The sequence below is a fragment of the Micromonospora sp. CCTCC AA 2012012 genome, assembly GCF_040499845.1.
In the GTDB taxonomy this organism is placed as follows: domain Bacteria; phylum Actinomycetota; class Actinomycetes; order Mycobacteriales; family Micromonosporaceae; genus Micromonospora; species Micromonospora mangrovi.
In genome coordinates this window covers 4,768,534-4,788,396 of record NZ_CP159342.1, presented here as the reverse complement: position 1 = coordinate 4,788,396, position 19,863 = coordinate 4,768,534, and the positions used below count along the sequence as shown (strand labels likewise).

At 74.9% G+C, this 19,863-nt stretch carries 22 protein-coding genes and 1 riboswitch; of the genes, 14 read left to right on the top strand and 8 right to left on the bottom strand.

Annotation, left to right across the window (positions count from 1 at the left end; genetic code table 11):
- Positions 1-24 precede the first annotated feature (24 nt).
- From ABUL08_RS21240 to ABUL08_RS21230, 3 genes are all read right to left on the bottom strand, one after another.
- Complete coding sequence (locus ABUL08_RS21240) at positions 25-858, bottom strand: hypothetical protein (RefSeq protein ID WP_350931704.1); 834 nt, start codon at positions 856-858, stop codon at positions 25-27.
- Between the two features lie 144 nt (positions 859-1,002).
- On the bottom strand, positions 1,003-1,404 hold the full coding sequence (locus ABUL08_RS21235) for a hypothetical protein (RefSeq protein WP_350931703.1): 402 nt from the start codon (positions 1,402-1,404) through the stop codon (positions 1,003-1,005).
- 100 nt (positions 1,405-1,504) lie between these two features.
- Positions 1,505-1,837 carry a helix-turn-helix transcriptional regulator gene (locus ABUL08_RS21230; RefSeq protein WP_350931702.1) on the bottom strand — a complete coding sequence of 111 codons (333 nt, stop codon included), beginning with the start codon at positions 1,835-1,837 and terminating at the stop codon, positions 1,505-1,507.
- 218 nt (positions 1,838-2,055) lie between these two features.
- Between ABUL08_RS21230 and ABUL08_RS21225 the strand changes: the two genes are divergently transcribed.
- The gene (locus ABUL08_RS21225; RefSeq protein WP_350931701.1) at positions 2,056-2,718 is read left to right on the top strand and encodes a carbonic anhydrase; all 663 of its coding nucleotides are present in this window, start codon (positions 2,056-2,058) and stop codon (positions 2,716-2,718) included.
- A gap of 72 nt (positions 2,719-2,790) precedes the next feature.
- On the opposite strand, the gene ABUL08_RS21220 is transcribed toward ABUL08_RS21225, so the two are convergent.
- Positions 2,791-3,810 (bottom strand): coiled-coil domain-containing protein, encoded by a 1,020-nt coding sequence (locus ABUL08_RS21220; RefSeq protein ID WP_350931700.1) that lies wholly within the window; start codon positions 3,808-3,810, stop codon positions 2,791-2,793.
- A gap of 4 nt (positions 3,811-3,814) precedes the next feature.
- Positions 3,815-3,945, bottom strand: a riboswitch (cyclic di-AMP (ydaO/yuaA leader).
- A gap of 154 nt (positions 3,946-4,099) precedes the next feature.
- Entirely contained in the window at positions 4,100-5,431 is a 1,332-nt protein-coding gene (locus ABUL08_RS21215; protein ID WP_350931699.1) for a YibE/F family protein, read from the bottom strand.
- A 156-nt stretch (positions 5,432-5,587) separates the two neighbouring features.
- On the opposite strand from ABUL08_RS21215, the gene ABUL08_RS21210 reads away from it, so the two are divergent.
- The 3 genes from ABUL08_RS21210 to ABUL08_RS21200 all read left to right on the top strand — a co-directional run bounded on the left by ABUL08_RS21210 (position 5,588) and on the right by ABUL08_RS21200 (position 8,868).
- Positions 5,588-7,621 (top strand): heavy metal translocating P-type ATPase, encoded by a 2,034-nt coding sequence (locus ABUL08_RS21210; protein ID WP_350931698.1) that lies wholly within the window; start codon positions 5,588-5,590, stop codon positions 7,619-7,621.
- Positions 7,622-7,671: 50 nt separating this feature from the next.
- Positions 7,672-8,142 carry a hypothetical protein gene (locus ABUL08_RS21205; RefSeq protein ID WP_350931696.1) on the top strand — a complete coding sequence of 157 codons (471 nt, stop codon included), beginning with the start codon at positions 7,672-7,674 and terminating at the stop codon, positions 8,140-8,142.
- A gap of 75 nt (positions 8,143-8,217) precedes the next feature.
- Complete coding sequence (locus tag ABUL08_RS21200) at positions 8,218-8,868, top strand: DUF305 domain-containing protein (RefSeq protein WP_350931695.1); 651 nt, start codon at positions 8,218-8,220, stop codon at positions 8,866-8,868.
- A 56-nt stretch (positions 8,869-8,924) separates the two neighbouring features.
- On the opposite strand, the gene ABUL08_RS21195 is transcribed toward ABUL08_RS21200, so the two are convergent.
- Positions 8,925-9,209, bottom strand: coding sequence for an SHOCT domain-containing protein (locus ABUL08_RS21195; protein WP_350931694.1), 285 nt, complete (start codon positions 9,207-9,209; stop codon positions 8,925-8,927).
- 72 nt (positions 9,210-9,281) lie between these two features.
- Positions 9,282-9,581, bottom strand: coding sequence for a metal-sensitive transcriptional regulator (locus ABUL08_RS21190; RefSeq protein ID WP_350931693.1), 300 nt, complete (start codon positions 9,579-9,581; stop codon positions 9,282-9,284).
- A gap of 112 nt (positions 9,582-9,693) precedes the next feature.
- On the opposite strand from ABUL08_RS21190, the gene ABUL08_RS21185 reads away from it, so the two are divergent.
- The 5 genes from ABUL08_RS21185 (at position 9,694) to ABUL08_RS21165 (ending at position 13,985) form a co-directional block, all read left to right on the top strand.
- Positions 9,694-9,903, top strand: coding sequence for a heavy-metal-associated domain-containing protein (locus ABUL08_RS21185; RefSeq protein ID WP_350931692.1), 210 nt, complete (start codon positions 9,694-9,696; stop codon positions 9,901-9,903).
- 34 nt (positions 9,904-9,937) lie between these two features.
- Positions 9,938-10,888, top strand: a complete 951-nt coding sequence (locus tag ABUL08_RS21180; RefSeq protein WP_350931691.1) for a hypothetical protein — start codon at positions 9,938-9,940, stop codon at positions 10,886-10,888.
- Positions 10,889-10,902: 14 nt separating this feature from the next.
- Positions 10,903-13,155, top strand: a complete 2,253-nt coding sequence (locus tag ABUL08_RS21175; RefSeq protein ID WP_350931690.1) for a heavy metal translocating P-type ATPase — start codon at positions 10,903-10,905, stop codon at positions 13,153-13,155.
- Between the two features lie 74 nt (positions 13,156-13,229).
- Positions 13,230-13,403, top strand: a complete 174-nt coding sequence (locus tag ABUL08_RS21170) for a CsbD family protein (protein WP_350931689.1) — start codon at positions 13,230-13,232, stop codon at positions 13,401-13,403.
- 78 nt (positions 13,404-13,481) lie between these two features.
- The gene (locus tag ABUL08_RS21165; protein ID WP_350931688.1) at positions 13,482-13,985 is read left to right on the top strand and encodes a hypothetical protein; all 504 of its coding nucleotides are present in this window, start codon (positions 13,482-13,484) and stop codon (positions 13,983-13,985) included.
- A gap of 7 nt (positions 13,986-13,992) precedes the next feature.
- Here ABUL08_RS21165 and ABUL08_RS21160 read toward each other — a convergent pair whose 3' ends face one another.
- Complete coding sequence (locus tag ABUL08_RS21160; RefSeq protein WP_350931687.1) at positions 13,993-15,201, bottom strand: DUF2786 domain-containing protein; 1,209 nt, start codon at positions 15,199-15,201, stop codon at positions 13,993-13,995.
- A gap of 206 nt (positions 15,202-15,407) precedes the next feature.
- On the opposite strand from ABUL08_RS21160, the gene ABUL08_RS21155 reads away from it, so the two are divergent.
- From ABUL08_RS21155 to ABUL08_RS21135, 5 genes are all read left to right on the top strand, one after another.
- Entirely contained in the window at positions 15,408-16,244 is an 837-nt protein-coding gene (locus ABUL08_RS21155) for a DUF3152 domain-containing protein (RefSeq protein WP_350931686.1), read from the top strand.
- Between the two features lie 44 nt (positions 16,245-16,288).
- Positions 16,289-16,954, top strand: coding sequence for a response regulator transcription factor (locus ABUL08_RS21150; protein ID WP_350931685.1), 666 nt, complete (start codon positions 16,289-16,291; stop codon positions 16,952-16,954).
- A gap of 1 nt (position 16,955) precedes the next feature.
- Entirely contained in the window at positions 16,956-18,146 is a 1,191-nt protein-coding gene (locus ABUL08_RS21145; RefSeq protein WP_350931683.1) for a sensor histidine kinase, read from the top strand.
- 271 nt (positions 18,147-18,417) lie between these two features.
- Positions 18,418-18,927, top strand: coding sequence for a DUF2231 domain-containing protein (locus ABUL08_RS21140; protein WP_350931682.1), 510 nt, complete (start codon positions 18,418-18,420; stop codon positions 18,925-18,927).
- A 76-nt stretch (positions 18,928-19,003) separates the two neighbouring features.
- Positions 19,004-19,852: an NAD-dependent epimerase/dehydratase family protein gene (locus ABUL08_RS21135; protein WP_350931681.1), complete on the top strand. Its 849-nt coding sequence runs from the start codon at positions 19,004-19,006 to the stop codon at positions 19,850-19,852.
- Positions 19,853-19,863: the final 11 nt, after the last annotated feature.

Below are 19,863 nucleotides of genomic sequence, written 5' to 3'. Positions count from 1 at the left end.
CGACCGCCGCACGTTTTCCGGTCCTCAGTACGCCGGGACGGCGGCCCGGCCGCGGGCGACCGTCGGGGTCTCGCGGGTGGTCTCGGTGCCGCCTCGGGGCGCGGTGACCGGCTCCCGGGTCGCCTCGGCGGCCGCCCCCGCCACGTCCATGGTGGCCAGCAGCGACTGTGCGTCCGGGGTGCGACCGGTTGCCGCGTACGCCTCGTCGCGCAGGCTCCGGGCGGCGGCGGCGGCCAGCTCGGCGGCCCGCCAGGCGGCCTGCTCGCGCTCCCGGGCGGCCTGCTGCCGGGTGAGCAGGTTCTGCTGGACCATCCGCCGCAGCAGCAGCTCCTGCTCCACCGGGTGCCGACGGGGGTCCCAGCCGACGTGGCCGAGGATGTCGCTGAGCTGCTGCACCGTGATCTCGCCACGCCACTGGGCGTCCAGCGCGGCCCGGTGCAGCCAGCGCTCCCGGTCGGCGTACTCGGCGGGGGTCCGGACGGTGCGCGGCAGGGGCAGCGCGGCGGCCGCCGCCAGCCGTCGGACGTCCGCCTCGAACCGCTCGTACGCCTGCCAGGCCTCCTCGACCGCCTCCTGGGCGGCCAGCCACTCGGTACGGCGGCGCTCCGCCGTGGCCGCCGCCCGCTCCGCCGCCACCGCCACCTCCTGCGCGTAGCGGGCGCGCTCCCGGGCCTCCTCGGCCAGCTCCAGGCTGCTCGGCATGGCGGCCTCGCTGATCCGGTCGCCGAACACGGAGCGGAACAGGTCCGGGCGGATGATCAGCCCGGCGACGGCGACCACCGCCACGGCGAGCAGGGCGAGCCAGATCCCGGCGGCCTGGGGCACGTCGGGCAGGACGGAGGAGAAGACGGTCTGCATCACCAGCACCTCGTGGTGGAACGTTCGGAAGGGACGGTCGGAGTGCCACGCGCAGGCGGGGCGAGGGGGCGGGATCTCCGCACGGGGCCGTACCCAAAAGGGTCGGCGGGGATGCGCGGGCCGCGCCGTCGGCGGCGGGCGGGATCAGACGAGCGGGGGGCCGCGTCGGGCGACGGCGTCCCGGCCCGGATCGGCGGGCGCGACGACGGTGCGGGTCGTCGGGCGGACGGCCTCGTGCCGGTCCGCGCGGGTGCCGGGTGCCGGCACCCCGGCGCTGTCGGTCGCCCGGTCGACGGCCGACGCGGCATCCGCGACGGCGGTGACCGATCCGGTGCCGGCGGGGCGGCCCTGGCCCGCGGCGACCGGGGAACCGACCGACCGGAACTCCAGGACGGCGACAGGTCGGAGCGCGTCGACGGTGGACGCGGCGGCGACACCGCCGGAGCCGACGACGAGCACGAGGGCGGCGACCGCCAGGCGGGTCAGTTCCCGCAGGGTGCGCAGCGTCGCCGCCCAGAGGGTCGGGGCGAACGCTTCGAGCAGCACCGCATCAACCTATCGGTCAGGTCCGCCTCGTGCAGCTCGACGATCTTCCCGACCGACGTGACCCGGCCCACGTCGACTCCTGTGGACGGTCGGACCGGACTCAGGCGGAGTCGTCCGCCGGCTCGTCGGTGAAGAGCGCGAGCAGGGCGCCGACCTGCTGGTCCGCCTCGGCGGGGTGCCGGAAGTGCCCGCTCGGGTTGACCGTGTACTCGTTGCGCCGGCCGACCCGGGTGCGGTGCAGGTAGCCCCCGGCCTCCAGGTCGGCGACGATCGCCTGGGCGGCCCGCTCGGTCACGCCGACCTCGTCCGCGACGTCGCGGAGCCGGGCGGTGGGGTTACGCGCGATGGCGAGCAGCACGTGCCCGTGGTTGGTGAGGAACGTCCAGTTCCGGCTGGTCCCGTTCTCGCCTGCTGTCGTCGCCATGTCCGACATGGTATGGCCCACCTCCCCGATTGCCCGCCCCTGCCCTCGCCCTGGCGGAATCTTCCGGTCCACGCGCCCGGTCCGGCGGTCAAGGGGTTCCCGACGCATGAAACACGTATCACGTATATCTTGACGTATCTTGGACTGCGTGTGAACGTGGTGCCGAGGCCGCCTCCGTCGCCGGCCGGTCCGACCAGGTCTTTTCGTGCCAGGGACGAGGTGAGGGGATGACCCCGACCACTCCGGAGCAGGCGCTCGCCGAGCTGTACGCGGGCAACCGGCGGTTCGTCGGCGGGGCGCCCCGCCATCCCAACCAGGACGCCGACCACCGGACGGCGGTCGCCGACGGGCAGCACCCCTTCGCGGTGATCGTCGGCTGCTCCGACTCCCGGCTCGCCGCCGAGATCATCTTCGACCGTGGCCTCGGTGACCTCTTCGTGGTCCGGACGGCCGGCCACACGGTCGGCCCCGAGGTGCTCGGCAGCGTCGAGTACGCCGTCACCGTCCTCGGCACCCCGCTGATCGTGGTCCTCGGCCACGACTCGTGCGGCGCGGTGCAGGCCGCCCGCGACGTGGCGACCACCGGCACGCCGCCGCCCGGACACCTCGGTGCGGTGGTGGACGCCGTCGTACCGAGCCTGCAGCGGGCGGCTGAGCAGGGCGTGACCAGCATCGACGAGATCGTCGACATCCACATCGCGCACACCGTCGAGGCGCTGCTGGCCAACTCCGCCGTGCTGGCCGACCACGTCACCGCCGGGCGCTGCGCGGTGGTCGGCATGTCGTACCGGCTGAGCGCGGGTGAGGTGCGGACGGTCACCACGGTGCCGGCCGGCGAGCCGGCCGTGCCGGGCCAGACCGCGTCCGCCACCCCGGCCGTCACCGGCTGAGCGGTCCCGAAGCAGACCGAAGGGGCCGTCCCGCGTGATCGCGGGACGGCCCCTTCGTCGTACGTCGTCGGCTCAGAGCAGCGACATGTGCACGTGGTCGGTGTGGTTGGACGGACCGCTGTAGGACTTCCACCCCGTCGCCGGGAACCAGATCTGCCGGTTCCAGATCACGTAGTAGATGCCGAGCCGGTCGGCGTTGCGGATCAGGAAGGCGGCGAGGTTGTTGCCGTACCGCCGGGTGTCGTTGTTGTGCCAGGGTGAGAAGCCGCTGTTCTGCAACGACCAGTCGCAGGCCCGACCCTTCGGGTGCTCCCACGGCCCGCCCGGCCGGAAGCAGCCGGCGAAGCGGTTGAAGCCGGCCCGCCGGACCTCCTTGTACGCGTGCAGGGTGCGCGGGGTGATGCAGCCGGAGGTGGTCGGGTCGTCCTCGCTGCACGACTCGGGGCGCCAGTCCCCGTCCGAGGTGCGGCCGGGGCCGACCCGGGCGACCGGGGAGGTGGCCGAGACCAGACCGCCGGTGAAGCCGAGCCCGCCGACCAGGGCGAGCGACTTCTCCGCGTCGTTCTTCTTGCGGGCCATCTCGTTGGTCAGCTTCAACTGCTCGCGTACCTCGGCGTCGACGCCGAGCCGGGCCTGCTCGGCGCGGTTCTTGACCGCGGTGACGTCGGCGAGCTTCTGCTCGTTGACCATGTTCAGCTCGTCCAGCGCGGCGGCGCGCTTGACGAACGAGTCCGGCGCGCTGCTCTCCAGCAGCATGGCCACCGCGCCGATCCGGCCGGTGCGGTAGGACTGGGCGGCGATCTGGGCCACCTGGGGCTTCAGCGCCTCCAGCTCCTTCCCGGCCCGGATCTCCTCCGCGGCGAGCTGGCGCTGGCGTTCCTGGGACTTCGCCAGCTTCGCCTTCGCCTGGATGTAGCCCCGGTTGGCCGCGTCGATCACGTCGGTGATCAGAGCTGGCTCGTCGTCCTCCTCGTGCCCCGAGGGGGTGGGTGTGGTGGGGGCGGCCGTCGCCGGCGTGGGACCGGCCACGACCGCGAAGGCGGCGAGCACGGCCACCACGGGTGTCAGCCAGCGGCGCAGGGGTGCCGTCACAGTGTTCCCTTCCGTCGACCGCCGACCGGGTTAGCTGACGGGTTCGGGGCGGAAGTGGCCCCTACCGCTCGCGCGGATTCACCCCATGTACCTGGGTCCCCGGTTCGCCGTCGGGCGATTGGGCGGCGGCACCGCAGGCGCCGGTGCGCGCCTTCGGCGGTGACCGGCAGCGAGGTTACCCGAGAGTCCTCCCGGGCAGCTACGTCCTGAAGCCGACCAAACGCGGTAATTCGCTGCGACCCTGCGTGAGCAGCATCGCGTTTACCGTCGGCCGTCACGCTCCGCGATGTCACCGTCCGGCCTGCGTACTCCCCGGGGTGTCCGGCCACCCGTCGGGGACGGACCCGGAGGGTCGGCCGCGCCGGGTGCTGAGGGCCGCCAGCGCGGTGTCCGGGTCGGCCGCCGGTCGGGCGGCCGGCGCGCCCGGACCGTCGCTCGTCGCGGTGTCTCGGCGGCCGGCGGTGGTCACCACCGCGGCCAGCCCGGTGGTCAGCGGTACGGCCGCGATCAGGCCGATCGTGGCGACCGCGCTGCGGACGATCTCCTGCGCCATGAACTCGCTGGTGAGGATCTGGCCCACCGGCCGGGAGTCGGCGACCAGCAGGAGCAGCAGCGGCAGGGAGGCCCCCGCGTACGCCAGCACGATGGTGTTCACCGTCGAGGCGATGTGGGCCCGGCCGACCCGGGTGGCCGCCCGGTAGAGCTGCACCCGGGACAGGCCGGGGTTGGCGTGGGCGAGTTCGGTGACGGTGGCCGCCTGGGTGACCGTCACGTCGTCGAGCACGCCGAGGGAACCGATGATGATGCCGGCCAGCAGCAGCCCGTGCAGGTCCACGTCGCCCTGGAACATCGACAGCGTGGTGGCGTCCTCGCTGCCGAAGCCGGTGAGGTGGGTGGCGGCGGTGGCGAGACTGCCGAGCAGCCCGGTCAGCACCAGGCTGCCCAGGGTGCCGAGCACCGCCACCGAGGTCTGCGCGGTGATCCCGTGGGTCAGGTAGAGCACCACGAACATGATCAACGCCGAGCCGACGATGGCCACCAGCAGCGGCGACTGCCCCGCGCCGATGCCGGGCAGCACGAAACCGAGCAGGATGGCGAAGCTGGCGGCGAGCCCGGCCAGCGCGGCCAGCCCCCGCCAGCGCCCGAACGCGACGATGGCGAGCGCGAAGAGCGCCGCCACCCAGACGAGCGGACCGCCGCGCTGGTGCTCGGCGATGTTGTACGTCTTCGTCGCCGGATCGGCCGGGTCGATCAGCTCCACCAGGACGATATCGTCGCCGACCTCGACCCGGGGCGCTCCCGGCCCGGCCGGGACCGGCGTCTCCACCTGCCGGCCGGCGTCCGGCCCCTGGCCGACCCGTACGGTCACGGTCCCGCACGGCCCGGCCGGGCCACCCGGGGTCTCCTCCGGTGTGGGCGGGCAGGGCTCGGTCACCACCCGGGTGACCGAGCCGTGGTACCGGGGCACGTCGGCGGCGCGCTCCGGTTCCGGGGTGTGCCGGGGCCAGAGCACCAGGGCGGCGAGCACGGTGAGGACGAAGAGCGGGACCACGGTCGCGACGAGGATCCGTCGTACCCGCGGCGGGGCGGACGGAGCGGGGCGGGTGTGGTCGGCGCCCATGCTGGTTCTCCCCACGGTCTCGGCCGGTGTTCCGGGTCCGGACCGGTCGGGTGTCGCGCCGGACCCGGTCAGGTCGCCCGAGGCATGGTAGCCAGGGCCCACGGCGGGCCGGCCGGACCGGCTGCGACCGGGGTGGCGGGACGGCATGGTGGAGGCATGGCGGAGCACGGGCAGGCGGCCGGCCACGAGGCGCACGGCGGACACGACAAGCACGCCGGGCACGACCCGGAGATGTTCCGGCGGCGCTTCTGGCTCTGCCTGGCGCTGACCGTGCCGGTGGTGCTGACCAGCCACATGGTGATGGACTGGTTCGGCTACTCGCTGGAGTTTCCCGGCCGGGCGCTGGTCGGGCCGGTGCTCGGCTCGGTGGTCTTCTGGTGGGGCGGCTGGCCGTTCCTGGTCGGCGCGGTCCGGGAGGTGCGGGACCGCGCCCCGGGCATGATGCTGCTGATCGGGATGGCGATCACCGTCGCGTACGGCGCGTCGCTGGCCACCAGCCTGGGCGCGTTCGACCTGGACTTCTGGTGGGAGCTGGCGGCCCTGGTAACGATCATGCTGCTCGGCCACTGGCAGGAGATGAAGGCGATCGGCCAGGCCCGGGGCGCGTTGGCCGCGTTGGCCGCGCTGCTGCCGGACGACGCGGAACGGGTCGGGCCGGACGGGGCCGTCGCGCGGGTGCCGGTCGGGCAGCTGCGCCTCGACGACGTGGTGCTGGTCCGCCCCGGCGGCCGGGTGCCGGCCGACGGACGGATCACCGACGGCGGTGCCGAGCTGGACGAATCAATGATCACCGGGGAGTCCCGCCCGGTCGCCCGCGCGGTCGGTGACCGGGTGGTGGCGGGCACCGTCGCCACCGACTCGGCGATCCGGGTCCGGGTGGAGGCGCTCGGCGAGGAGACCACCCTGGCCGGGATCCAGCGGCTGGTCGCCCAGGCGCAGCAGTCCAGCGGGCGGGCCCAGGTGCTCGCCGACCGCTTCGCGGCGTGGCTGTTCTATGTCGCCGTCGCCACCGCCGTGGCCACCGTGCTGGTCTGGAGCCTGCTCGGCAACGTCGGCGAGGCGGTGGTGCGGACGGTGAGCGTGCTGGTGATCGCCTGCCCGCACGCGCTCGGCCTGGCCATTCCGCTGGTCATCGCCCTCTCCACCGCCCTGGCGGCCCGCTCCGGCATCCTGGTGCGCGACCGGCTGGCCCTGGAACGGATGCGTACGGTCGACGCGGTGCTCTTCGACAAGACCGGCACGTTGACCCGGGGCCGGCACGTGGTCACCGACGTGGCCGGGGCGGCGGGCCTGGCCGGGCCGGAGGTGCTGCGGTTGGCCGCCGGGGTCGAGGCGGACAGCGAACATCCGCTCGCCCGGGCGATCGTCGCCGCCGCCGAGTCGGCCGGCGGCCCGGCCCGGGCGAGTGGCTTCCGGTCGCTGCCGGGCTGCGGTGTGCAGGCCACCGTCGAGGGCGCCGAGTACGCCGTCGGCGGCCCGGCGCTCCTGCGTGAGCTGGGCGTACGACTGCCCGAGGAACTCGCCCCGGCCGCCGCGCGCTGGGCCGGTCGGGGCTCGGCCGTGCTGCATTTGGTCCGGCTGCCGGACACCGTGCTGGGTGCGCTCGCCCTCGCCGACGAGGTCCGCCCCGAGGCCCGGGAGGCGATCGCCGAGCTGCGGGCGCTGGGTGTCCGGACCATCGCCATGATCACCGGCGACGCCCGGCCGGTCGCCGACGCGGTCGCCGCTGACCTGGGGTTCCGGCCCGGCGTCGACGAGGTCTTCGCCGAGGTGCTCCCGGCCGACAAGGACGCCAAGGTCACCGAACTCCAGCGGCGGGGCCTGACCGTGGCGATGGTCGGGGACGGGGTGAACGACGCCCCCGCGCTGGCCCGGGCGGACGTGGGCATCGCGATCGGGGCGGGCACCGACGTGGCGATCGAGTCGGCCGGGGTGGTGCTCGCCTCCTCGGACCCGCGCGGGGTGCCCGGCGTGGTCCGGCTCTCCCGGGCGTCGTACCGGAAGATGGTGCAGAACCTGGCCTGGGCGGCCGGCTACAACGTGGTCGCGCTGCCGCTCGCGGCCGGCGTGCTGGCCTGGGCCGGGGTGGCGTTGAGCCCGGCGGTGGCGGCGGTGCTGATGTCCGCCTCGACCATCGTGGTGGCGGTGAACGCCCAGTTGCTGCGCCGGGTGCGGCTCACCCCCGAGTGACCGGGTGGTTCGCCGGGGCGGGCGGCCGCCGGGCCGCTACCGTGGTGGGCGTGCGGAGCGAGGGGGGCGTGACCACGGGGCGGTGGATGCGGCTCGTGCTGCTCTTCTGCACGCTGGTCGGGTTGGCCGCGATGCACACCCTGGGCCATGGCGCCCACGCCTCGGGCACGCACGCCACGGGCATGCACGCGTCGCGCACACCCGCCTCCGGCGCGCGTCCGGTGGAGCACCTCGCCGGGATGGCCGCGGACCTGACTGCCGACGGGCTCTCCGGTCACGTCGTGGACCTGGCCGCCGGAGTCGTTCCGCTCGCCCCCTCCGGAGGCGACCCGGTCGGGTGGAGCGTCTGCCTGGCCGTGCTGGGCGGGTTCGCGCTGGTCCTGCTGGTCGTCGTGCTGCTGCGTCGGCGCGGGGTCGGCCTGCCGTCGGCTCCCGGGTCACCGGGGGTGTCGGGACCCCGGGCGCCCCCGCCCCGGCCGGTCGGGCTGCGCCTGGCGACGGCGTCGGTGCTGCGCAGATAGGAACGCCCGGTGCGGGGACCTCCGGTGCCCGCGTCCCGTTCCGTTGCGTACGTTCCGACAGCGAAAGGTCGTTCCGTGTTCACTCGTACCATCGCGCGTCGTGCCGCCCTGGCCGGCGCGACCACCGTCACCGCGCTCGCCCTGGCCGCCTGTGGCGGTGCCGACGACTCGCCGGCCGGCTCGGGCCACGGCATGCCGGGCATGGGTGCCAGCGCCGGCGCCACCGCCTCGGCGGGAGCCTCGGCCTCGTTCGGCGCCGCCGACGTGATGTTCGCCCAGATGATGATCCCGCACCACCAGCAGGCCGTGGAGATGGCCGACCTGGCCGCCGGCCGGGCCGCCGACCCGGAGGTGAAGAAGCTGGCCGGCGAGATCCGGGCGGCCCAGGCCCCGGAGATCGCCACGATGACGGGCTGGCTCGGCGCCTGGGGGGCACCGGCTCCCGCGGCGAGCGCCGGCCACGGCACCTCGATGCCGGGGATGGACCACGGCATGCCCGGCATGATGTCCGACGCCGACCTGGGCAGGCTGAAGGCCGCCTCGGGCGCGGACTTCGACCGGCAGTTCCTGACCATGATGATCGCCCATCACGAGGGCGCGATCACCATGGCGAAGGAGGAGATCGCGAAGGGCGTCGACACCGACGCGAAGGCGCTCGCGGAGCGGATCGCCACCGCCCAGCGGGGCGAGATCGACACCATGCGGAAGATCCTCGACCGGCTCTGAGGCCGGGTCGCCGGGTGCCGGGGCCGTACGCGGTCCGGGCACCCGGCGGTGTCGGGTCAGTTGAGACCGGCGCGACGGCGCCGGTACTCCTCCTCGTCGATCTCGCCGCGGGCGTACCGGTCGTCGAGGATGTGCCGGGCCGAGGAGGCGCCGGCCGCGTCCGGGTGGGCGGTGGTCAGTCGGACCACGAGCCACGCCAGGATCGCCAGGACCGCCAGCCCCAGCAGGGACCAGATCCACATCCAGCCCATCATCGGGCCGTTCCACATCATCTGGCTGCCCTCCCGTCCGTGCCGGGTCGGCCGGTCCGCTGCGCCGGGGACGCCGGTACCGGTCGCCACCACCGAATCTACGGCGGTCCGGGCGGTCGGAGCCGGGCCGGTCGACCCCGGCGTACGGGCCGAAGGTCCTGGTCAGCCGCGCTTCATCAGCCGGCCGACGGCGGCCATCATCTCGCTGGCCATCTCGTCGGCGCGCCCCTCGGCGGCACCGGTGTGCATGCAGTGCCGGGCGTGCCCGTCGAGCAGGCCGAGACCCACCTTGTCGAGGGCGGCCTGGATGGCGGAGATCTGGGTGAGCACGTCGATGCAGTAGCGGTCGTCGTCGACCATCTTCTCGATGCCGCGGACCTGGCCCTCGATCCGGCGGAGGCGCGCGAGCAGCTGGTCCTTGCTGGCGGTGTAGCCCCGGGTGGGGGTGGTCGGTGCGGTCATGACGTCGAGGATAGCGTACCCCTCGGGGGTATGGTAGGGTCCGGACGAGCTGATACCCCAAGGGGGTACCGGTAACGGGGATAGCATGGGAATCTCAGGGAAGGAGAGTGCGATGGCCACCACCACATACCAGGTGCAGGGCATGACCTGCGGGCACTGCGTCAACGCGGTCAGCACCGAGATCAGCGCGATTCCGGGCGTCGAGGACGTCCAGGTGGAACTGGCCTCCGGCCAGGTCACCGTCACCAGTGCGAGCCCGTTGGACACGGACACCGTCCGCGCCGCCGTGGACGAGGCCGGCTACGACCTCGTCGGGGCGTGACGGGTCCGAGCACCCGGAGAACCGAGGTAGCACGATGAACACGGCGACAAAGCTGAGCGGCTTCGCCCTCGGCCTCGCGGCGGTGTTCGGCGCGGCGTACGGGGTCGGTCAGGTGGCCGGCCCCGGCGCCCCCGTCGCCACCAGCCGACACGACGCCACCGACGCCGGTCACGACGGTGACCACGCGACCGACAGCGCCACCCCCACCCACCTGCCCGGCGGCCTGCTCGTCTCCGACCGGGGCTACACCCTGCAACCGGTCACCGCGCCCACCGGGGAGTTCGCCTTCCGGGTCACCGGCCCGGACGGCGCACCGGTCACCCGCTTCGACGTGGCGCACGACGAGCGGATGCACCTGATCGTCGCCCGTCGGGACCTCTCCGGCTTCCGGCACGTCCACCCGGAGCTGGCCGCCGACGGCACCTGGCGGGTCGCCTCGCCGCTCGCCGGGCCCGGCGTCTGGCGGGCCTTCGCCGACTTCACGCCGAGCGGCGGCCAACCGCTGACCCTCGGGGTGGACGTGACCGTCCCCGGTGCGCTGGCCGACCGGCCGCTCCCCGCGCCGGCCACCCGCACCACCGTCGACGGCTACACGGTCACCCTGACCGGCGCGCCGCAGCCCGGCCGCACCAGCCGGCTCACCCTCACCGTCAGCCGGGACGGGCGACCGGTCACCGACCTGGCGCCCTACCTCGGCGCGTACGGGCACCTGGTGGCGCTGCGGCAGGGGGACCTGGCGTACCTGCACGTGCACCCGGAGGGCACACCCGGCGACGGGCGTACCCCGGCCGGGCCGGCGGTCACCTTCTCCGCCGAGGTGCCCTCGGCGGGCACCTACCGCCTCTTCCTGGACTTCCGGCACGGCGACGCCGTGCACACCGCGGAGTTCACCGTCGTGGCCGGCGAGCAGCCGGCCGCGCCGACCACCACCACCGCCCCGACCCCGGCGGCCGACCACGGCACCCCGGGTCACGGACACAGCTGAACGGAGGTGCCGCGATGACATCGACCGCCAGGTCCCTGCCGGTCGCGCCGAACCTGATCGAACTGACGATCGGGGGGATGACCTGCGCCTCCTGCGCCGCCCGGATCGAGAAGAAGCTCAACCGGATGGACGGCGTCGAGGCCACCGTCAACTACGCCACCGAGAAGGCCACCGTCCGGTACGCCGACGAGGTCGCCCCGGCGGATCTGATCGCCACCGTGGAGAAGACCGGGTACACGGCCGTCGTACCGCCACCGCCCTCGTCGGCGGGGACGGAGACCGTCGAGCCGGTGGACGAGCTGCGCGGCCTGCGTACCCGGCTCTGGGTGTCGGTGGCGCTGGCCGTGCCGGTGATCCTGCTCGCCATGGTCCCGGCCTGGCAGTTCACCTACTGGCAGTGGGCCTCGCTGACCCTGGCCGCCCCGGTCGTCGTCTACGGCGGCCTGCCGTTCCACCGGGCTGCGCTGATCAACCTGCGGCACGGCGCGGCGACCATGGACACCCTGGTGTCGCTCGGCACCCTCGCCGCGTTCGGCTGGTCGCTCTGGGCGCTCTTCCTCGGCGACGCCGGGATGCCCGGGATGACCCACCCGTTCCGCTTCGACATCACCCGCACCGACGGTGCCGGCAACATCTATCTGGAGGCGGCGGCCGGGGTCACCGTCTTCATCCTCGCCGGCCGTTACTTCGAGGCCCGCTCCAAGCGGACCGCCGGTGCCGCCCTGCGCGCCCTGCTGGAACTGGGCGCCAAGGAGGTCGCGGTGCTGCGCGGCGGGCAGGAGACCCGCATCCCGGTCGACCAGCTCGTGGTGGGGGACCGGTTCGTGGTCCGGCCCGGCGAGAAGGTCGCCACCGACGGTGTGGTCGCCGAGGGCACCTCCGCGGTCGACGCCAGCATGCTCACCGGCGAGTCGGTACCCGTCGAGGTCCGGCCCGGCGACACCGTGGTCGGCGCGACCGTGAACGCGGGCGGACGACTGGTCGTCCGGGCCACCCGGGTCGGGCAGGACACCCAGCTCGCCCAGATGGCGAAGCTGGTCGAGGCGGCGCAGACCGGCAAGGCGGCCGTGCAGCGGCTCGCCGACCGGATCTCCGGGGTCTTCGTGCCGATCGTGATCGCCCTGGCCGTCGGCACGCTGGGCTGGTGGCTCGGCTCCGGCGCGGGGCCGACCGCCGCCTTCACCGCCGCGGTGGCCGTGCTGATCATCGCCTGCCCGTGCGCCCTCGGCCTGGCCACGCCGACCGCGCTGCTGGTCGGCACCGGCCGGGGTGCCCAGCTCGGCATCCTGATCAAGGGGCCCGAGGTGCTGGAGTCGACCCGCCGGGTCGACACCGTGGTGCTGGACAAGACCGGGACCGTCACCACCGGGAAGATGACCCTGGTCGACGTGCTCCCCGCCGCCGGTCAGGACGCCGACGAGCTGCTCCGGCTGGCCGGCGCGCTGGAGGCGGCGAGCGAGCACCCGATCGCCCAGGCGATCGCGGCCGGTGCCGCCGAGGCCGGCGACCTGCCGCCGGTGACCGGCTTCGCCAACCTCGAAGGGCTCGGCGTGACCGGGGCGGTCGACGGCCGCGACCTGGTGGTCGGGCGGCTGCGGCTGCTGCGGGAGCGGGGTCTGGACGTACCCGAGGAGGTCGAGCGGGCGGTGACCGGGGCGGAGGCCGCGGGCCGGACGGCGGTCCTCGCCGGCTGGGACGGCCGGGCCCGGGGGGTCCTCGCGGTGGCCGACGTGGTCAAGCCGACCAGCCGGGCGGCGATCGCCCGGCTGCGGGAGCTGGGGCTCACCCCGGTGCTGCTCACCGGCGACAACGCCACCGTCGCCCGGGCGGTGGCCGCCGAGGTCGGCATCGAGCAGGTGACCGCGGAGGTGCTGCCCGCCGAGAAGGTGGAGGTGGTCCGGCGGCTCCAGGGGGAGGGGCGGACCGTGGCGATGGTCGGCGACGGCATCAACGACGCCGCCGCGCTCGCCCAGGCCGACCTGGGCCTGGCCATGGGTACCGGCACCGACGTGGCGATCGAGGCGTCGGACCTGACCCTGGTCCGGGGCGACCTGACGGCCGCCGTGGACGCGATCCGGCTCTCCCGGCGCACCCTGGCGATCATCAAGGGCAACCTGTTCTGGGCCTTCGCCTACAACGTGGCCGCCCTGCCGCTGGCCGCCACCGGCCTGCTCAACCCGATGATCGCCGGGGCCGCGATGGCCTTCTCGTCGGTCTTCGTGGTGGCCAACAGCCTCCGGCTGCGGCGCTTCCGCCCGGTCGGTTGACGACGCACGGTTGAGCCGGTGGGCGGTGGGGTACATCTCCGGGCGTAACGGAAACCGCGGAGTGGAGGCTCGCAATGGGTATCGACGACAAGATCGACAACGCGTCCGAGAACACCGCCGGCAAGGTCAAGGAGGGCCTCGGTCGGGCCACCGACAACGAGCGCCTCGAGGCCGAGGGCCGTAACGACCAGGCCAAGTCGAACATCAAGCAGGCCGGTGAGAAGATCAAGGACGCTTTCAAGAGCTGACGTACGACCACACGCACCGCCGGGCCGGCCATCGCCGGCCCGGCGTGCTGCGCCGGCCGACGACGTACGGGGAGAACGATGACCGGAACCACCGTGATCCGTGCCGCCGCCCTGGTGACGATGACCGCGCTCGCCGCCGGTTGCGAGTCGACCGGGTCGGACGGGACAGCCGCACCGGCCGGCAGCACCGCCGCCGCCACCCCCAGCGCCGTCACCGAGGCCGCTCCGCCGGCCACCCCCTCCGCGTCGCCGCTGAACGCGGCGAACACCGTGGCGGTCTGCGCCGCCGTGGACAAGCTGATCATCACGAAGAGCAAGGAGATCGCCGCGGACTCCGCGTCGGCCACCCGGCGGGACCTCACCCCCGAACAGATCAACGCCGAGGTCAAGGTCGACCTGGCCGACCTGGCCGACGACGTACGCGGGCAGGCCGCCCGCGCCCAGGACCCGGAGATCAAGTCGCTGATCGCCGCCACCGCGAAGCAGATCGACGCGGGCGCCACCTCCACCACCCCGGTGAAGTGGCTGAGTTCGACCTTCGTCGGCATCCCGGCCCGGCTCAGCGAGCAGTGCCGGGTCTGACCGTCGGTCAGCGACGCCCGCGTACCTGCTGACGGACCGGAGCGCCGGCGTCGAGCGAGGCCCGGTCGGCCGCCGACGTGCCGGACGTCCAGCCCTCCGCGTCCCGGACGCTCAGCCGGTGCCGGGTCACCCCCGGAAAGAGCGTGTCGAGCCGCTCCCGGACCGCGTCGGAACGGGCGGCCAGCACCGGGAGCAGGGCGTCCGCGCCCCGCGCCGCCACCGCCTCCTGACCGGCCGCCTCGGTGGCCGCCCGCAGCCGCTCCCCGATCCGCAGCGCGAACGCGTTGAGGAACGACTCGTCGTACGCCTTGGTGCGCCGGCTGCCGCCCTTCGCCCGCCGCTCGCCCCGGCCGCGCAGCATCGCGGCGGTGGCCTGCACCAGCAGCGACGTGTGCAGCAGCTCGACCGCCGCCAGGTCGGCCGGGAAGCCGAGCACCGTGGCGAAGCCGAGGTCGTCCGACCAGACCGACTCGCACCGGTTCGCGCCGGCCACCTCCTGCACCAGCAGCGCCTTCGCCGCCGCGTACGGGGCGTCGGTGCCCACCCGGATGCCGCTCGGGCGGTCGGGGCGTTCGGCGGTCGCGTCGAGCAGCGCCGCGTCGATGCTGTGTCGGGCCATCAGCTCCTGCGCCTTGCCGGTCAGCGCCTCCGCCTCGGCGGGGAAGGTGGTCGACTCCGCCTTCGCCAGCAGCGCGCGGACCCGGTCCAGCATCCGCGAGCCGGACTTGCCGGCGTCGCCCCGCGGGGTGGCGTCCGGGCGACCGGGCGGCGGGCGGAGCACCGCGATCGGCGGCAGCCCCTCGACCAGGACGAGGGCGTCCACCGCGTCCCGCAGCGCGGTGATCCGGTCGCCGTCCGCCCGGCGGTTCAGCCACTCGGCGTCGTCGTCCCACCGCCCGCCCAGCTCGGTGAGCTGGTCGTCGAACCAGGTCGGAACCGGGCCGGGGTGGCCGCGACGGTGCGCGACGGCCACGTCCCGCAGCAGTCGGGCGGCGGCCGGTTCGAGCCGCCGGGAGGCGAGCCGGTCCAGGTCCACCGGCTGCCAGCCGCGCGGCCATGCCCGGCCCACGCCACGGGTCAGCCGGGCCAGCAGGGCCGCGTCCACCGCCGGCGGCGCGCCGACCACCAGCCGGTCGAGCGCGCGCTCCGCCTCGCGTACGTCGGTGCCGCGCGCCGCCGTCAGGGCGGCGGCGACCAGTTCCTCGGCGTCCGGCACGGGCGGGTCCTCTCCTCGATGGTCGGCGGTCGACCTGGGACCGGCGAGCTGCCCACCCTCGGAGGAACGGTACCGGCGGAACGCCTCCGTCGACGGGTGACCACCACCACGGGCACATCGGTGGAGTACGGCCGGTCGTTCAACCATCGGGGCCCGGCATCCGTACTCCTGCCCGAGCACCGCCGGGGCGACGGACGGAGATCGATGTGCGCGGGCGTACCACGATCGGGCTCCACCGTCGGAGCCGCGCGTCCCGGGCCGGTCCGACGACCCTGCTGGCAGGGCTGGTCGTGGTCGGCCTGGCCGCCGGTGGCGCGTACGCCGCCCGCCCCGACCTGCTGGTCACGGCCGGCGCCCCGGCACCCGTTCCGGCGTCCGCCCGGCCGCTGCCGGCGGCGTCCACCACCCCGGTCCCCGGCCGGGCCGCCGGGACGCCCGAGCCGACCCTGAGCTATCCGGCCCGGGGTACGGGACGCTTCCGCACCGCCACGGCCGAGGGCGCGGTGGCCGGCCGGACCGGGCAGCTCCTGCGCTACCGGGTGGCCGTCGAGCAGGGCATCGACGACGTGGACGTGGAGCGCTTCGGCCGGGAGGTGGCGGTGGTGCTGGCGGACCCGCGGGGCTGGACCGGCGGCGGGCAGTGGCGGCTGCAACGGGTCGGCCCCGACACCCCGGCCGACTTCACCGTGCTGCTGACCACCCCGGAGACCCGGGGACGGCTCTGCGCGGACCTCACCGACCGCTACACCTCCTGCCGCAACGGCGACCAGGTGGTGATCAACGTGGCCCGCTGGGCGCGCGGGGTGCCGCAGTTCGACGGCGACCTGGGCCGCTACCGCCAGTACCTGCTCAACCACGAGGTCGGCCACCGGCTGGGCCACGGCCACGAACTCTGCCCCCGCGTCGGCGGCCCGGCCCCCGTCATGCAGCAGCAGACCCTCGGCCTGCACGGCTGCACCCCGAACGCCTGGCCCCGCCCGGACGGCGTCCCGCTCGCCGGCCCGCCCGGCCAGTACGACGACCCGGTCCCGGACACCGACTGAGCCGCCCGGGACGGGCCCCCGCGCGGCGGGTGAATACTGGTCGGGTGGAGAGCACCCGGCCCCGCCTGCTGCTCGTCGAGGACGACCGCGCGCTGACCGGGCTCCTCGCCGACCTGCTCGACGAGGAGGGCTACGCCGTCGACGTGGCCGGCGACGGGCACAGCGGCCTGCACCTCGCGCTGAGCCGCGACTACCAGCTGATGGTGGTCGACCGGGGCCTGCCGGTGCTGGACGGGCTGGAGCTGGTCGCCCGGCTCCGGGCCCGGGGCGTCACCTGCCCGGTGCTGCTGCTCACCGCCCGGGGCGCGGTCCACGACCGGGTGGCGGGGCTGGACGCCGGTGCGGAGGACTACCTGGTCAAGCCCTTCGAGGTGGCCGAGCTGCTGGCCCGGCTGCGCGCGCTGCGCCGCCGACACCCGGAGACGGCCGGCTGGCTGCCGCTGGGCCGGCGCCGGCTCGACGTGGCCAACCGCCGGGTGCTCGACGGTCCGGCGGAGATCCCGCTCTCCCCGCGGGAGTTCGCCGTGCTGCACGCCCTGGCCGGCCGCCCCACCAAGGTCTTCACCCGGGCCGAGCTGCTCAGCGCCGTCTTCGACCACGCCGACGCGCCGGGCACCGTCGACGCCTGCGTCCACCACCTGCGGCGCAAGCTGGGCCGGGACACGATCCGGACGGTGCACGGGCTGGGCTACCGACTCGGGGCGGAGTGACGTGGACGAGGTCCGGCTGATCCGTGCCCGCCGCCGCAGTGTCGCCCAGACCGCCGGGGCGATCGGGGTGGTGCTGCTGCTGGTCGGTGCGCTGATGTTCGTGCTGACCACCCGGCAGGAGTCCCGGGCGCTGAACGGCACGCTGACCCGGGTGCTGACGATGGCGGAGGACGTGGACGACCCGCCGCCGGGGCAGTACCTGGCCCGGCAGAAGCCCGGCGCGGCGGACGTCGAGGTGACCGGGAGCGCGTCGCCGGAGCTGGTCCGCGTACTCGATCAGGCGGTGCGGCGACCACCGGGCCGGTTCGACGCCAGCGTGGGCGACGACCAGCCCGTCCGGGTGCTGGTGGCCCGGCGGTCGGACGGCAGCCGGTGGGCGGTCGCCGCCGACCTGCGCCCGCTGCGCCGCCAGCGCGGCCAGTTGGCGCTCGCGCTGCTCGTCGCCGAGCTGGCCGGCCTGGCCGGCGCGCTGGTGGCCGCCGCCCTGCTGGCCCGCCGGGCGGTCGCGCCGCTGGCCACCGCGCTGACCCTGCAACGCCGGTTCGTCGCCGACGCCTCGCACGAGCTGCGCACCCCGCTGACCGTGCTGCACACCCGGGCCCAGCTGCTGGCCCGGCGGGGTCGCACCCAGCCGGCGGAGCAGCTGACCGAGCAGCTCGACCAGCTCGTGGCGGACACCCGGGCGCTCGGCGAGGTGGTCGAGGACCTGCTCGTCTCCGCCGCCGCCGAGCACCAGCCGCTGCCCGACACGGTCGTCGACCTGGCCGAGGTGGCCCGCGAGGTGGTCGCCAGCATGGGCCCGTACGCGCAGAGCCGGGAGGTGGAGCTGCTGGTCGACGCGGCGGAGCCGGCCCCGGTGCGGGGCGCCCGGACGGCGCTGCGCCGGGCGCTGACCGCGCTGGTCGACAACGCGATCGGACACGTCCCGCCCGGCGGCACGGTGCGGGTGGGCGTGCTGCGGCGGGACGGCCGGGTCCGCGCGGCGGTCGCCGACGACGGGGTGGGACTCGACCCGACCGAGGCCGACCGGCTCTTCGACCGCTTCGCCCACGGCGACTCCGGCGCGGGCCGCCGCTTCGGCCTGGGACTGGCCCTCGTCCAGCACGTGGCACTCGCCCACCGCGGCGCGGTCGAGGTGACCGGCGCCCCGGGCCGCGGCGCCACCTTCACCCTCGTCCTCCCCGCCACCTGACCCCCCACCGCCACCGCACACCGCTCCCCCACCGCCACCGCACACCGCTCCCGCACCGCCACCGCACACCGCTCCCGCACCGCCGCCGCGCACCGCACCCGCGCCGTGACTTTCACGGAAAGCGGGGCTATTCCGGGCCGGATGGCGACACTTTCCGTGTATCAGGCGCTCCGACGCCGGGTGGGGCGGCGGGCGGGCACAAGAACTTCGCAAGAAACGGTGGGCACTGTGGGGCCGTCAGTGAGAGACCCGGACCGTCGAGGAGAAGATCGTGCCCGACAACGTCAACGGACTGCCCCTGCACCCGCTCGTGGTGCACGCCGTCGTCGTCCTGCTGCCGCTGGCTGCGCTCGGCGTGGTCGGGATGGCCGTCCGCCCGTCGTGGCGGGGTCGCTTCGGCGTGCTCGTCGTGGTGCTCGCCGCGCTGGCCAGCGCCGCGATCCCGGTGGCCACCTCCAGCGGCGAGAGCCTGGAGCACCGGGTCGGTGACCCGGGCGAACACGCCGAGCTGGGTGACCAGTTGATCTGGTTCGCCCTGCCGCTGCTCGTCGCGGCCGTCGCCCTGGTCTGGCTGCACCGGCGGGCGGCCCGCCCGGTCGACGGCACGACCGAACCGACGCGGTCGACCCGCCCGGGAGCGCTGGGCATGGTGGTGGCGGTGCTGGCCGTGGTGGTGGCGGCGGCGAACCTGGTGCAGGTCTACCGGGTCGGTGAGTCCGGGGCGAAGGCCGTCTGGGGTGACACGCCGGCCGCGACCGCCGGCCAGGGCGACAGTGACTGACCCGTCCCGCTCTGCGCCGCGCGCCCGCCGGTGGTGAGATGGACGGCGGGCGCGTGGCGACAGGAAGGGGCGGCGGATGAGCCGGGTAGTGGTCACCGGGGGCAGCGGGAAACTCGGGCGGGCCGTCGTGGCCGAGCTGGTCGACCACGGGTACGACGTGGTCAACCTCGACCAGGCCCCGCCGGTCGAGCAGCGGTGCCCGTTCACCCGGATCGACCTGACCGACCAGGGGCAGGTGCTGGAGGCGTTCACCGGCATCGACGCGCGCTATTCGGGGGTGGACGCGGTGGTGCACCTGGCCGCCATCCCGGGCCCCGGCGTGGCGGGCAACGCGGTGACCTTCCGGAACAACATCACCGCCAGCTACCACGTCTTCTCCGCCGCCCGGGCGGTCGGCATCACCAACGTGGTCTGGGCGTCCAGCGAGACGCTGCTCGGCCTGCCCTTCGACGACAACCCGCCGCCGTACCTGCCGGTGGACGAGGAGTACCCGGCCCGGCCGGAGACGTCGTACGCGCTGGCGAAGCACCTGGAGGAGGAGCTGGTCGCCCAGTTCTGCCGCTGGGAGCCGCGGCTGAAGGCGATCGGCCTGCGCTTCTCCAACGTGATGGAGCCCGCCGACTACGCCGCCTTCCCCGGCTACCACGCCGACCCGAGGCTGCGCTCCTGGAACGCCTGGGGCTACATCGACGCCCGGGACGGCGCGCAGGCGGTGCGACTGGCCCTGGCGCACGAGGCGACCGGGATGGACGTCTTCGTCATCGCCAACGCGGACACGGTGATGGACCGGCCGAGCGCCGAGCTGGCCGCCGAGGTCTTCCCCGGGGTGCCGCTGCGCCGGGAGCTGACCGGCACCGAGACCCTGCTCTCCATCGACAAGGCCCGGCGGGTGCTCGGCTACGCGCCGAAGCACGGCTGGCGCTGAGGAGGACGACC